At 39.6% G+C, this 13,665-nt stretch carries 12 protein-coding genes; 5 read left to right on the top strand and 7 right to left on the bottom strand.

Translation table 11 applies throughout. The annotated features are described in order from the left end of the window. Window positions 1–205: 205 nt before the first annotated feature. Together HMPREF9078_RS01160 and HMPREF9078_RS01165 are read right to left on the bottom strand one after the other, a co-directional pair. Window positions 206–1,072, bottom strand: a complete 867-nt coding sequence (locus HMPREF9078_RS01160; protein WP_009418882.1) for a lysophospholipid acyltransferase family protein — start codon at window positions 1,070–1,072, stop codon at window positions 206–208. A gap of 337 nt (window positions 1,073–1,409) precedes the next feature. After that, window positions 1,410–1,853, bottom strand: a complete 444-nt coding sequence (locus HMPREF9078_RS01165; protein WP_009418884.1) for a lipocalin family protein — start codon at window positions 1,851–1,853, stop codon at window positions 1,410–1,412. A gap of 374 nt (window positions 1,854–2,227) precedes the next feature. Here HMPREF9078_RS01165 and HMPREF9078_RS01170 point away from each other — a divergent pair, with 374 nt between their 5' ends. Further along, a complete protein-coding gene (locus tag HMPREF9078_RS01170; RefSeq protein ID WP_034542438.1) occupies window positions 2,228–3,028 on the top strand; it encodes a DUF4476 domain-containing protein in 801 nt (266 codons plus the stop codon). Between the two features lie 107 nt (window positions 3,029–3,135). Then, window positions 3,136–3,456 carry a thioredoxin gene (gene trxA, locus HMPREF9078_RS01175; protein ID WP_002673363.1) on the top strand — a complete coding sequence of 107 codons (321 nt, stop codon included), beginning with the start codon at window positions 3,136–3,138 and terminating at the stop codon, window positions 3,454–3,456. 83 nt (window positions 3,457–3,539) lie between these two features. Here trxA and HMPREF9078_RS01180 read toward each other — a convergent pair whose 3' ends face one another. The 3 genes from HMPREF9078_RS01180 to greA are packed head-to-tail and all read right to left on the bottom strand — an operon-like array spanning window position 3,540 to window position 4,729. Continuing rightward, window positions 3,540–3,926, bottom strand: coding sequence for an HIT family protein (locus HMPREF9078_RS01180; RefSeq protein WP_009410100.1), 387 nt, complete (start codon window positions 3,924–3,926; stop codon window positions 3,540–3,542). A gap of 31 nt (window positions 3,927–3,957) precedes the next feature. Continuing rightward, on the bottom strand, window positions 3,958–4,197 hold the full coding sequence (locus tag HMPREF9078_RS01185) for a hypothetical protein (protein ID WP_002673365.1): 240 nt from the start codon (window positions 4,195–4,197) through the stop codon (window positions 3,958–3,960). A gap of 58 nt (window positions 4,198–4,255) precedes the next feature. After that, window positions 4,256–4,729 (bottom strand): transcription elongation factor GreA, encoded by a 474-nt coding sequence (gene greA, locus HMPREF9078_RS01190; RefSeq protein ID WP_009410098.1) that lies wholly within the window; start codon window positions 4,727–4,729, stop codon window positions 4,256–4,258. Between the two features lie 362 nt (window positions 4,730–5,091). Between greA and HMPREF9078_RS01195 the strand changes: the two genes are divergently transcribed. Next, window positions 5,092–6,414 (top strand): lytic transglycosylase domain-containing protein, encoded by a 1,323-nt coding sequence (locus tag HMPREF9078_RS01195; protein ID WP_009410097.1) that lies wholly within the window; start codon window positions 5,092–5,094, stop codon window positions 6,412–6,414. 28 nt (window positions 6,415–6,442) lie between these two features. Then, complete coding sequence (locus HMPREF9078_RS01200; RefSeq protein WP_009418887.1) at window positions 6,443–7,309, top strand: geranylgeranylglycerol-phosphate geranylgeranyltransferase; 867 nt, start codon at window positions 6,443–6,445, stop codon at window positions 7,307–7,309. 174 nt (window positions 7,310–7,483) lie between these two features. Here the strand turns inward: HMPREF9078_RS01200 and HMPREF9078_RS01205 are convergent, their stop codons facing one another. Together HMPREF9078_RS01205 and HMPREF9078_RS01210 are read right to left on the bottom strand one after the other, a co-directional pair. Next, complete coding sequence (locus HMPREF9078_RS01205; RefSeq protein ID WP_009418888.1) at window positions 7,484–9,931, bottom strand: tetratricopeptide repeat protein; 2,448 nt, start codon at window positions 9,929–9,931, stop codon at window positions 7,484–7,486. Window positions 9,932–10,007: 76 nt separating this feature from the next. After that, a complete protein-coding gene (locus HMPREF9078_RS01210) occupies window positions 10,008–10,799 on the bottom strand; it encodes a DUF3108 domain-containing protein (RefSeq protein WP_002673370.1) in 792 nt (263 codons plus the stop codon). 293 nt (window positions 10,800–11,092) lie between these two features. On the opposite strand from HMPREF9078_RS01210, the gene pbpC reads away from it, so the two are divergent. Further along, on the top strand, window positions 11,093–13,471 hold the full coding sequence (gene pbpC / locus HMPREF9078_RS01215) for a penicillin-binding protein 1C (RefSeq protein ID WP_009418889.1): 2,379 nt from the start codon (window positions 11,093–11,095) through the stop codon (window positions 13,469–13,471). Window positions 13,472–13,665 lie beyond the last annotated feature (194 nt).

Raw genomic sequence — 13,665 nt, forward strand, 5'->3', positions numbered from 1 at the left:
TTCCTATAAGCTCCCTATAAGCTACCCCCACCCTCCTAATAGCCTTTTCTCACCAAAACTCCTCTGAACCCCCTTCCGTTCTTCTCCGTTTCCTTCCGATAACTCAGATGTGTTACTTTTAGGGGTATACACTTTGCCAAAAATTCTGCCCGTGTGGCTCACACTGCCTGTGCGGCTCGCACCTAATTTGCTAATTTTCGAACTCTTATTGCATTCTCTTAAACCTATTGTGCGTCCATAGGTAAAACTCTGGTTTGTCGTAAATCTGCCTATTGATACGTTCAAAAAACATATCTGTTATCTGAAAATCCACGTATTCAGTAGGATTTTCTGCCAATACTTCAAAGGTCGTTTGGTAATAACCGCGCTTTACCTTTTCTATTTTAGCAAATACAATCACAGTATTGAGTGCCTTTCCCAAGCGTTCCGCCCCTGTAAATACAGGCACATTAAGCCCTAAAAACGGACGCCGATAGTTCTTCTTATTATTAGGAATCTGGTCAGAGGCAAAACCATAGCAATACACCCCGTGCGCATCTTTGTGTTTTTTCATTTCTCTATGCGCCGTATAGCGAGGCAAAAGGTAACTGTGGTGTTTCATTCGTATTTTTTGTAACAATCTGTCAAAATACTTATTGCTCAGCGGAGTATAAAGCGCATACGATTGATGTTTTAGGTAATAAGCCAAAGACAACAACCACTCATAACTCGCATAATGACTGCACATAAACAAGATGTTACGCTCCTCTTCTTCATACTTTTTGAGCACTTCAAGATTAGGATACACCATACGCTTCTTCATCTCTTTTTCACTCATTCCGTATGATTTCACCATTTCTAATAAAGTATCACAAAAGTGATGGTAAAATTTGCGTTCTATCGTTCTAAGTTCCGCTTCTGTTTTAAAAGGAAAAGCCGTATGGAGGTTCTTGCGTACCACTTTCACCCTGTATTTCAATAGAGTATAAAGTATAAAATAAAAGAAATCCGATACTCTGTAAAGAAGCCAAAAAGGCAATCGCGAAATCCCCCAAACAATAGGATAAGCAATAATATAAATTAATAAATTCATTCTGTCCCCAATTTTGTGGCAAAGTTAATAATTTAATATTATCCAAAAAAGTAAATCTGTGATTTTTGTATTTTCGCAAGGAAGGAAGTTCGTGGCAAACTTTACCAAAGCTTTAATTGCTTGTCGTGCTACAACTTGCCTGTTGTGCTACAACTCGCCGGTCGTGCTACGACCTTTGGCAAAGCTAATTATCCTAATAATAAGTTCTTTTCAGTACGTGTAGGGGCTAATTGTTTAGTACGTATAGGGGCTAATTGCCATTAGCCCTTACATTATTACCAATTAAAAAGCGCAACACCCCTTGAGGTATTGCGCTTTTTTAGTTTATAAAGAAATTTTACTTTCTTTTATAGATATAAACAGTAGTTTCTGTAACACTACTACTTTTGTTGAAATCTTCAAAAGTAAGAGTAAGTTTGTTGTTGGTTATAGAAAAAGTAGCTTCATCAGCTTCTCCTATTCTATCTCCTTTTTCTGTTAAAACAATCTGTTTTCCAGTAATAGTGTAAGTACCCTCCTCCTGACTTTCTTTACATTGATTGTTTGTAGGATTGATGTCATAAGAAACTAAAGAATATTTGTCGTCAGCAGTGAAAGTGTAAGTGTTTTTCTTCTCACATTCATCAAGAACTTTCTCAACACCATTTTCTGTTTCACTTTCAATAATCCAACTTCCTACTAAGCTATTGTTTGTTTGATTATTTGTTTTATCGTCCGATTTTCCACACGATGTTACAAAAATTGATACGGCTACTAAAGCCATTTTAAAAAGTTTTTTCATTTGCTATATTGTTTTATTAATAAACAGTGCAAAAGTACAAATTTACATCTCTTCTTCTGTTAAATTATCGTTAAATTTTACTTAACATTCCTATTTTAGCAATTACAAATTAGACACTTTTTTACCTTTTACCTCTTACCTTTTACCTAAAAAACGTCTTTGGCACGAAATTCGCTATTTACTATAAGAAGATGTAAAGTCATAAATCCGTAAAATCCCTCACCTTTAGGTGAGAAATCCGTGAATTAATATGTTATTTACTTAAATTTATTGCCGAAGAATCCGTGAAATCTGTGCGAGATTTTAAAACATTTATCGCTTTTGCGGATTGTCCCCCTTCGGGGGTTCGGAGGCTTTTTAATCTACATACACTTATGAAAAAGTTATTATTACTTTGCTTAGGGGTTTTAACCCCAGTAAGCTGGGCACAAGAAGTAGGCTCAGCAGGTCGTTTGTTGCAAAACGAATACCACCCAAACAAACAAGCACGCGCTGTCATTGGGCGTGGTGGTATCTCAGTAAATATCGATTGGGAATACGACTATAACGGCGGTTATGCCGAAGTCTTTATCCGCATTCCTGAACGCGACCGCTTTACAGTGAGTATAGGCGACCAAGAAATCACCAGTACTACCGGTATGTACCGCTTCTTCGACGTAACAGCTGCCCCACAACCACTCAGTATCTGGCAAGGACGTACACTCATTTATCGAGTAACTATCAATCCCCGTAACAACACCCGTATGATAATGGACTTCTTTTCACGCGAAGGACTCTATTTGTTAGACGAAATTAGCTTGAACAACAATCAGCCCTCCTATCACGGTCGTCAATGGAATGATGTGTGGAATCGCTCATACGGCGGAGGCTATGGAGGTGCTCCTATGATGCGTCAAGGTGATTTTAATAACTTCTTTAAGATGTACAAGGACGAAACTTTCGATAAAGATAAGTTGGCTTTCTTCCGTGCCCAAAAGAATATCGTATCGTTTACCACTGAGCAAATAGGTGAACTGATGGAAGAACTTTCTTTTGACGATAATAAACTCATCATCGCACAAGAAGCCTATCCTAATGTAGTCGACCCTCAAAACTATTACCAGTTGCAAGCCAAATTCACTTTCCCTTCTGGTAAAAAGAAACTATCAGAGTTCCTACAATCAGTGCGCAGATAACAAACGTTATAGTAGTATAACAAAAAACTATTACCGTGAGGTTTTGTATTTTTAATAAAGTTTGTATCTTTGCCTCAAATTTAATTACAATATAAAAACATATTAGTATGGCATTAGAAATAACAGATGGAAATTTTGAAGACTTGGTGCTTAAAAGTACCCAGCCTGTATTAGTAGACTTTTGGGCAGTGTGGTGTGGACCTTGCCGTATGCTCGCTCCCGTTGTAGAAGAAATATCTAAAGAATACGAAGGTAGAGTAGTAGTAGGCAAAGTAGATGTGGATAACAACCAAGAATTTGCTGCTAAATATGGCATTCGCAATATTCCTACCGTATTGGTATTCCAAAATGGAGAGGTAGTAGGTCGCCAAGTGGGAGTAGCTCCTAAAAAGACTTACACCGACGCATTAGACGGATTATTGTCTTAATTGCTTGTCGTGTTACAACAAAAAAGGCTATCAACAACTTATTGTAATTGTTGATAGCCTTTTTTGTATCGTCTTCTTTAAGGCTAAAACGCTTCTCTTACTTTCTGCGCAAGCGCTTTAAACTCTTCATCAGTAAGTTTTACTTTGTGTTGGAATGTCATTTCCTTCATCTCGCTGATAGGAATGAGGTGTACGTGTACGTGAGGCACTTCAAGACCTACAACTGCTACGCCTATACGCTCGCAAGGCACTACCTTTTCAAGAGCTTTGGCTACACGTTTTGAGAAAGCCATCAAGCGCAAGTAATGGTCGTCATCCATATCAAAAATATAGCTGATTTCTTGTTTAGGCACACAGAGGGTATGCCCTTTGGCATTAGGGTTAATATCGAAAAAAGCAATAAACTCATCGTCTTCTGCTACTTTGTAGCAAGGAATTTCCCCATTAATAATTTTTGTAAAAATACTCATTTTTTTTATTTGTTAGTTCAGGTTTTAGGACTTAGCCAATCTTTAAGTATAAACCAATAATCATAAGGGCAAGAGTAATAAATAATCCCACCACCCATTTTATGATATCTAATTTAGCCTGCGCTAAATCTTGCTTTGTTGCAAGGGTTTGTGTTCTTACATCAATTTCTGATTTTACTTTTTCAGAAACATAAGTAGTAAGAGCCTCTGCTGTCTGAGCATCAATTTTCTCACTTAGTAATTGATATAATTGAGTTACTGTAAGTGTCATAATCTGATTTGTTTAGTTTTCGCAAAGGTACAAAACATTTTTGTATTGAACAAATTAATTACCTACTTATCTCAAGAATCTCCAATTTAAGAGTGCCATTAGGTACCTTAATCTCAGCTATTTCACCTACTGATTTGCCCAAGAGCCCTTTGCCAATAGGCGAACTTACCGATATTTTCCCTGCTTTTAGGTCGGCTTCACTTTCTGCTACAAGGGTATAAGTAATCTGCATCTTGTTAGCCAGATTTTTCAACTTTACGGTAGAGAGCACAAGCACTTTGCTCACATCAAGCTGTGATTCATCGATAATGCGGGCATTAGCTACCAATTCTTCGAGTTTGGCAATCTTCATCTCCAATAAACCTTGTGCTTCTTTAGCAGCGTCGTACTCAGCGTTTTCTGAAAGGTCTCCTTTGTCACGTGCCTCAGCAATAGCTTGAGAAGCACGAGGGCGCTCCACATCTTTCAGCTGATTGAGCTCATCACGAAGCTTTTTCAGCCCTTCAGCAGTGTAATATGATACTTTCTTCATAATATCCTTTTAATGTTGTTATGTTTATATAAAAATAAAAAATCCTCAAATAGTCTCTCTGAGGATTTCTGCGGGCAAAGGTAATACTTTTTTTTAAACTGACAAACTTTTTATAACAAAGTAATACGCTTTTCTTCTTTTGATATCAAATATAAAATCACTAATGCCAATTAACATAAGTTTTGTATAAGCTACCTCCTATCCAAAAAACACCTCTACACAAAACAAACAAATCTTGGCACACTTTTGGTATCAATTCAGTGAGAATTTTGAAAAAAATAACTATATATTTGTTGCATTTCAATATTTTTAATAACTTTGTCCCCTTGCTAAATCTAAGTTAAAAAACACTCAACAATAATATGACACTTAAAAAATATACATTGGGAACTCTTTTTTGTTTTTTAATCGGTAGTTTATCCGTTGAAGCACAGAGCTCGTTCTCCAAAGATACCATCAATCAAACTATTGCTAACAACAAACGCGAAGCTCTTCGCAAACTAAACGACAACCCTAAGGCAAGAAAATACGATGAAAAATGGCTAAAAGAACTCTCTAATTCCGATTTATTCGAGCAAATGAGTGAAGATATTGCTACTACCCCCACCGATGTAACCTACGACGAACTTCCCACTGAAGTCCTCAAAAAACGATTAGAGAAACTTAACCAGAAAACTCCTTTCAATGTAGAGTATAATCCTATCTTGGAACAGGTAATCAAGTCGTTTCTCAAAAATCGCCGTTCTTCTTTAGAGCGCCTAATGACTCTTAGTGATTATTATTTCCCGATGTTTGAACAAGAGATGAGTAATCAAAAGATTCCTTTGGAGATGAAGTATTTAGCCATTATCGAGTCGGCTCTAAACCCTAAGGCTCGTTCGCGTGCAGGGGCTACAGGCTTATGGCAGTTTATGTATAGCACAGGCAAAGGTTATGGCTTAGAAGTAAACAACTATGTTGATGAGCGTAGCGATCCCATTCGCTCTACCAAAGCAGCTGCAAAATACCTAAATGAACTCTATAAAATATTTGGTGACTGGGATTTAACACTCGCCGCTTACAATTCAGGACCAGGTAATGTAACCAAAGCCATTCGCCGTTCCAATGGCAAGACTAACTATTGGAATTTGCGCCCTTATCTTCCCAGAGAAACCGCTGGATATGTACCGGCTTTCTTGGCAACTCTCTATATTTTTGAATATGCCAAAGAACACGGCTTCAAACCTCAAAAGCGCGCTAATCACGTTTTTGAAACCGATACTGTCCGCGTAAAGCAAGCTATATCTTTTAAAGATATTTCCGATATTACAGGTATGGACGTAAAAGATATTCAGTTTTTTAACCCTTCCTATCAATTAGATGTTGTCCCTTATGTTGAAGGTCGTAACTACGCCGTGCGCTTACCTATTTCCGAGATAGGTAAGTTTGTAGCCAACGAAGAGGCTATCTATGCTTACCTTAATGAAGAGAAAGCAAACCGTGAGCAACCTCTCCCTCAAGTAGTAAAAGGCGACCAATATGCAGGAGGCAGGTCTTCTAAGAAAACAATATACACAGTAAAGAAAGGAGATAATTTAGGAAAGATTGCTACACGGCACGGTGTAACGGTTTCTAATCTCAAACGCTGGAATCGTATCAAGGGCAGTAATATTCGTGTAGGACAACGGCTCTCTATCTATAGGTAACGGCTAACAAGCACAAAACATACGCATAATGAGGAGAACTACCTTATTAAAGCTCATCGGAATTTTTTCGGCTGTACGAGGTTATAATATAGTGATAGTATGCCTCGCCCAATATTTAGCTGCTATCTTTGTGCTTTCGCATAAACCTTGGCGTGAGGTAATTTTTGACGATTCTTTACTGATGCTCGTCATTGCAGGAGCCTTGGCTATCGCAGGAGGCTATATTATCAATGGTTTTTACGACAAAGAAAAAGACCTTATCAATAAGCCAACCAAAACAATGATAGACCATCTGGTAAGTCAAAATACTAAACTCACTCTTTACTTTTTGCTCAACTTCCTTTCAGTAATTGTAGCCAGTTATGTATCGTTCAGAGCAGTGATTTTCTTCTCAGGATATATCTTCACGATGTGGCTCTATTCTCACCGTATCAAGAAATTATTATTTTTTGGCAACCTCACTTCGGCAATATTAGCTATTATACCCTTCTTTGCCATCTTTGTGTATTACCGCAACTTCGAGGCGATAATTTTCGTACACGCCCTACTCATCTTTTTGCTTATCCTTATCAAGGAATTTATTAAAGATTTACAAAATATTAAAGGAGATTTGGCTCATAACTACGCTACTATACCCGTAGTTTATGGAGAGTCCTTTTCCAAAAAGCTCATTACCCTAAGCGTCGTGTTGTGCACCTTACCTATTTACGTATTGCTCAATTATTTTTCGATAGGGAATTTAACCTATTTTCTATGGTTTATGCTTATATATTTATGTATTTTTGTATGTCTTCTCTGGCGAAGTAAAGATCAAAAACATTATGCATTGCTCCACAATATGCTTAAATTGATATTAGTAGCAGGCATATTCAGCGTAGCACTTACTATAAAATAATATCAGTTCAATGTAACGATTTATTAATATTCAAACACTTTTGCGGTTAGTACTTTACCAAATTTAACTCTTTGGATAGTTACTTCTCTCTTACATCAAACTCTCGCTAAATAACAAAAAGAGCTGTCTTAATAAGACAGCTCTTTCCGCATTTATTATTTGAAAAAGGAGAGTTTACTTTTTAGCAGTAACTACTTTCAGCATATCGCAAGCTTTCTTCTCACCGTTATCGCAAGCTTGTTCAAACCAATCGGCAGCCCTACTATCCGATTGTTCTATGCCTTCACCGTGATAATAGCAATGCCCTAAACGGAATTGCGCAGGAGCATAATCCTTACGTGCAGATAATTTGTAGTAATTAGCGGCTTTCTCATACGAACGGTCTATACCATTCCCATTGTAATAACAGTTAGCTAAGTTGTATTGTCCTTGAGCGTAATCACGTTGTGCCGACTTTTGGAAGTTAGCCAATGCCTGACCAAAATTTTGCTTCTCAAAATAATAAGAACCTAACTCATTAAGTGCTTCCACATTGTTCTGTTCAGCTGCTTTAGCAAGCCAATGTATCCCTTTGGTTTCATTAAGGTGTTTCATAGGTGTTTTCGGAGCGTTTTGTGCTACGGCAGGTCGTGTACTTGCTCTCACAGCATATTGCTGTTTAGCTGGTGTAACATTCTTGCCTCCTCTTTGTCTGCGAAGTAACTCAGCACGTGCTTCGGCTTCAGGACTATTAGGCTCTATATTGTGTGATGAGGTAACAGCAACAGTAGGCGTAGTGGTAGCTGTTGGCTTTTTAGTTGTTTGCTTAGGTGTTGGTTTAGGAGCTGGAGTTGCTGGTTGTGGCTTCACATCGGGTACCATTGTCATATAGTATTTTCCTAAGCTGAATTGAGTAGAAGCATCTCCTTTCTTAGCCACTCTCTCTGCCCAATAAACTGCTTTCTCATCGTTCTTATCTGGATTCTTTACTTCAAAATAATACTCCATCAAACGTTTTTGTGCAGTGGTATTATCTTGTTGTTTGGCTAATTTTTCATAGAGTGGAAAGGCTTTATCATTTTGTTTACTTGTCCCTTTAGCATAGAAATAACCATCAGCTACTGCCAATATCACTTCCGGACTCTCTTTTGGGTCATTCTTTTCAACTATTTTATTAAGCCAATCAAAAGCGTATTTATTAGAAAGCCCAGCAGCTTTTACTGCCCACTTGCTAGCTTCTCTCATCGATTTCTTTACTCCTTTACCTTCGGCATAGCATTGTGAAAGATTGTATAACACATCGGCATACGCCTCTTCTTGTCCTTGGTAGAAGTAGTCTAACATTTCCTTTTGTGGAGTAGGTGTTTGTTTAGAAGCCTTAGTATAATATTCAAAGGCTCGTTCAAACGATTGATTGGTGTATTTCCCGTTGAAGTATAAATCACCTAATTTCTTAAGCGCTAAAAGATGATTAGCCGCAGCTGCTTTCTCAAGGTAGTCAAAGCCCTTTTTCACGTCTAACTGTCCTTCTTGCAAAAGCATATTTCCTAAGTTGTATTGCGCTGTTACATCACCTGCTTCAGCAGCTTTTTGGAAAAACTCTAAGGCTTGCGCATTTGAGGGGTGTGCTCCTATTCCCACTGCATAACATACCCCTAAGTTATTTTGTGCTTTAGGAGTAGGATTGGTATTTACTGATTTGAGTATCCAACTGAAAGCTTCTTTTGGGGAAGCGTTGGTGCCTATACCATTGTAAAAGCAAAGTGCCAACTGTGCTTGCGCTGCTGCATTGCCTTTGTTAGCGGCTTGGGTATAGTAATTAATCGCTTTCTTGTAGTATTTCCCTATAAGCGGACTGTTGCCATAGAAGTAAAAGTTTCCTAATTGGTACAGTGCTTCAGCATCGCCTCCTTTGGCTGCTTTTTCAAGCATTTCAATAGCTTTAGCTTCCGATTTTTCTACGCCTTTACCTTCTAAGTAAGCATCGGCAAGCATTCTTTGTGCTTCGGTATTACCTTTATTAGCCACTTGGGTTAAACGCTTTATTGCTTCTGGGTTTGATGCATTGACTTCATATGTCCAAGAAGCTAATAGCAATTCCGCTTCCGAGTTGCCGTTCTTTGAGGCTTGTTCTGCCCAATATTTAGCCTTATTTACATCTTTAGTAACTCCTTCTCCTGAGTGGTACGCCTTAGCAAGGTCTAACTGCACTTCAGGGTTCTCTTTCTCAGCGTGCTTCTCTATAAGTGCATAATACTTCTCTTTCGATTGTTCTACGCCTTTGCCATCGCGGTAGCATAGTGCCAACTCACGTTGCGCTTCGGGGTTACCCGCATCAGCTACTTTGGTGAGCCATTCCACTCCTTTTTGTGGTGATTTTGGTACGCCTTTACCGTTAAAATAGCATTGTGCCAACTGGTATTGTGCATTTAAATCGCCTGTCTCGGCTACTTTTTCAAGCCATACTACGGCTTCCTGATAAGAGCGCCTTACGCCCTTTCCTTTAAAATAAGCATCAGCTAATTCAGTTTGTGCTTGTACATCTCCCTTCTCAGCAAGTTTGATGAGTTTTTTTACATTCGCATCTTGCCCATACGATAATGTTGCAAGAAAAATAGAGACTGCTAAAAACAAGTTTTTCATAGTATATTTGTTTATTTTTGATTACTTCCGCTTTGAGGCGACAAATATACGTAAAAAAAATAAACTAACTACACAATTATTTCTTTTTTTTCAAATTTGTGTCATTTTTAAGATTATTAAAGCCATCAAGCTCAGCTACCAACGAACCTACACGCAACGAGGCTTTTAGCTTCACAGGCACTTTATTCTTGTCGTCAGTAATCCACATCGTGATGCTTTCTTCTTCCTTAAACACGCGCCCATCTTGTACTAACGGACAGAACTTTAAGGTATTAACCGTACCAAAATGTGTCTTTACTTTTTCGCGACCTAATAGTTTTAGTTTGAACTTGTATACCTCGTCATCATCAAAAATCATATCCATAGATATCTGCCCCCCTACTTTCATATTTTCGATATTAGGGTGATGACGAAGTGCGTAGAACGCTGATATTACATCTTGTAAACCTGGCTGAAAGTTTATTTCGGTAATATTGCCGTTTTCTACATTATTTATTTTTACCTTATTGCTGGTATGATTAAAATACATTTTGAGGTATTTAGTATATCCTCCTTCGTAAATATTTCTTATAAAAAGTCGTGGTTTGCCATCTGTTATGCCAAAATAACTCTCATAAGTATCATCTACTTTGAAAAATATACGTGCCAAACCAGTAGTGGCACCTTTACCCACTGCGTGAAACACCTTTTCGCCGTTATACATCTCTTCATTAACTGCCATTGTAGCAATGCTGGCGTTAAATACACCATATTTTACTTTAAAACGCAACCATTCTCCTCCTTTGAAAGGTAATTCAGCAGTTTGAGCTCCTACTATGGGGCTTACTAATAACGAAAAAAAGATAATAACAATACTTAAATGTTTCATATATTAACGTGTTAATCTGTCAATAAGACAATAAATTAATGTGCCAAAGAGCAATTAACGTGCCACTTTTCAACAGCCTTGTGACTTCCATCTCATTTTTTTATGTTACATTTGCCCGATTTTTTATAGGTTATTCGTGTTATGATAGCGTTAATCAATAGTATTTCAAAATATAACACTAATTATAAATTCCTTCGTGGATTGTCCCCTTTCGAGGGTTTGGGGGCTTCCGCGTAATCCGTGAGAGACTTTAAAAACTCTTTGCCAAAGTCTCTTAGGCTTTTACAAAATCCGTGACGCAAAAACAATTGAAAAATAAAATTTTACATATCCTTTTCTTAACAAAACAAAAAGTCCGCAAGCACCCTATCAAAACAGCAATACTGTTATGCTGCCTTGTGTGGTATGCTTTCTGTCTACCTCGTCAGCTCTTCCCACAACCTTATGCCACGGTGTTGGAAAGTAGCGAGGGTAAATTACTTGGGGCTAAGATTGCGGACGACGGACAATGGCGCTTCCCCGAAGTAGACAGTGTGCCCTACCGCTTTAAAATGTCGGTATTGCAGTTCGAAGATGCTCATTTTTATTACCATTGGGGGGTAAATCCCATATCGGTAGCCAAGGCTCTCTATCGCAATGTGAGCAGTGGTAAAGTACAGCGCGGGGGCAGTACGCTCACCCAGCAGGTGATACGCATCGCTCGTGAGCACCAACAGCGCACTTATTTCGAGAAACTTATTGAAATGATATGGGCTACCCGTTTGGAGTTCCGTTATTCTAAGGAGAGCATCCTCAAGCTCTACGCCTCTCACGCGCCCTTTGGTGGCAACGTTGTGGGACTCGATATGGCAGCCTGGCGTTACTTTGGTGTCGCTCCTCATCAGCTTTCGTGGGCACAATCGGCTACATTGGCAGTCCTCCCTAATGCACCCAGCCTTATCTTTCCTGGTAAGAACCAAGAACGCCTCTTGCAGAAACGCAATGCGTTGCTTTACAAACTTCTCCTTAAAAATATCATCGATAAAGAAACATACGATTTGGCACTTCTCGAACCTCTTCCTGCTGAACCTCACCCTATTCCACAACTTGCGCCTCACCTGCTCATTTTTGCTTCCAAAACCCAAGAAGGTGAGCGCATTAGCTCTACGGTGTCGTTAAACTTGCAAGAGAAAGTAAACAGCCTTGTAGCAGGGTATTACACCCACTACTCGCAATCCGAAATCTATAATATGGCAGCTTTGGTGGTAGAAGTGAAAACACGAAAAGTGCTCGCCTACGTAGGCAATACCCCTACCGATACCGACCATCAAAAAGATGTGGATATCGTGCACGCACCTCGCAGTACGGGCAGTGTGCTCAAACCTTTTCTTTATGCAGCGATGTTGCACGAGGGAGAACTCCTCCCCACCCAGTTAGTACCCGATGTTCCTACTCAAATAGGAGGCTATTCACCTCAGAATTTTAGCAATAGTTTTGAAGGTGCTGTCTCTGCCGATATGGCTTTAGCCAAATCACTAAACATTCCGTTTGTATGGCTTTTAAAGCAATTTACTTCCTATCGTTTCTACGATGTGTTACAACACTTGCAACTGAAAAACATCAACCGCCACCCCGACCATTATGGTCTTTCCATTATCCTCGGAGGTGCCGAGAGCAATCTGTGGGATTTGGCACAGGCGTATACCAATCTGGCTTCGGAAACGGAAGTCTTTGCGCGCACTCAGCACTATCGTACTAAGGAATTTCAGCACTTGCGTTATACCGATACTGCCCCCTTAGATTTCGGAAAAAACACTCGCGAACTACCTACACTCAGGGCGGGAGCGCTCTACAAGATGTTTAGTGCAATGAAGGAAGTGAATCGCCCTACCGATGATATAGCATGGCGCTACTACGAGTCGTCGCGCAAGATAGCGTGGAAAACGGGTACCAGCTTTGGCAATAAAGATGCTTGGGCGATTGGTGCTACGCCTCAATATGTGGTGGCTGTGTGGGTAGGCAATGCCACAGGCGAAGGACGTCCCACCCTCACAGGGGCTACCTATGCCGCTCCGGTAATGTTCAGTATCTTCAACGCCCTCCCTCCTACTTCGTGGTTTTCAGAACCCTTAGACGACCTGCGCGAGGTATCCGTCTGTGCCAATTCTGGTTTCCTTGCCAAACCCGAATGCCCTAAGCAAACAGTACTCAGCACTCTCGCTCCTAAGGAAGTGGGGCAATGTCCTTATCATAAGCTCGTACACCTCGACCGTGACGAGCAGTACCAAGTAAACACCTCGTGCGAATCTCCACAAAACATTGTAAACAAAGCGTGGTTCGTGTTACCTCCCGTAATGGAATGGTATTACAAACAGCAACACATTCACTACAAGCCACTCCCCCCCCTACGTCCCGATTGCACACAAGGCAATCTGCAAAGGGGCTTGGATTTCGTTTACCCCAAACACCAAAGCGTACTCTACACCACTAAAACTTTTGGAGGCGAGCAACAACCCTTTACAGCAAAGGCTGCCAATCGCGAAGGCAAGGTTTTTTGGTATTTAGACGATTCTTTTCTCGGCACCACCGAAACCTTTCACGAAATGAATATCTTTGCCCCCAAAGGTAATCACACCCTGCGTATCATCAACGAAAAAGGCGAAGAAAGAGCCATTACCATCATATGCCAATAACCCAATTTACCTATTTGCTAATTTATCAATTTACCAATTTATATCCGTCTTTTCCTTATTGCCTGTTGTCCTACGACCTTTGGCAAAGTTAAATATATTTAACCTTCCCGTCACTAATTCCCCCTTTGAAGATAACCAGCAACAGATTTTCATCACATCTCCTTCGTCATTCGTCATTCGTCCCTCGTCATTAA

It is taken from the genome of Capnocytophaga sp. oral taxon 380 str. F0488, assembly GCF_000318255.2.
Lineage (GTDB): Bacteria > Bacteroidota > Bacteroidia > Flavobacteriales > Flavobacteriaceae > Capnocytophaga > Capnocytophaga ochracea.

Coding starts and splice junctions, on each gene's coding strand:
- HMPREF9078_RS01205 (WP_009418888.1), bottom strand. CDS start 9,931: ATGAAAAACTTGTTTTTAGCAGTCTCTATTTTTCTTGCAACATTATCG.
- HMPREF9078_RS01170 (WP_034542438.1), top strand. CDS start 2,228: ATGAAAAAGTTATTATTACTTTGCTTAGGGGTTTTAACCCCAGTAAGC.
- HMPREF9078_RS01185 (WP_002673365.1), bottom strand. CDS start 4,197: ATGACACTTACAGTAACTCAATTATATCAATTACTAAGTGAGAAAATT.
- HMPREF9078_RS01180 (WP_009410100.1), bottom strand. CDS start 3,926: ATGAGTATTTTTACAAAAATTATTAATGGGGAAATTCCTTGCTACAAA.
- HMPREF9078_RS01200 (WP_009418887.1), top strand. CDS start 6,443: ATGAGGAGAACTACCTTATTAAAGCTCATCGGAATTTTTTCGGCTGTA.
- HMPREF9078_RS01165 (WP_009418884.1), bottom strand. CDS start 1,853: ATGAAAAAACTTTTTAAAATGGCTTTAGTAGCCGTATCAATTTTTGTA.
- HMPREF9078_RS01195 (WP_009410097.1), top strand. CDS start 5,092: ATGACACTTAAAAAATATACATTGGGAACTCTTTTTTGTTTTTTAATC.
- greA (WP_009410098.1), bottom strand. CDS start 4,729: ATGAAGAAAGTATCATATTACACTGCTGAAGGGCTGAAAAAGCTTCGT.
- HMPREF9078_RS01160 (WP_009418882.1), bottom strand. CDS start 1,072: ATGAATTTATTAATTTATATTATTGCTTATCCTATTGTTTGGGGGATT.
- HMPREF9078_RS01210 (WP_002673370.1), bottom strand. CDS start 10,799: ATGAAACATTTAAGTATTGTTATTATCTTTTTTTCGTTATTAGTAAGC.
- trxA (WP_002673363.1), top strand. CDS start 3,136: ATGGCATTAGAAATAACAGATGGAAATTTTGAAGACTTGGTGCTTAAA.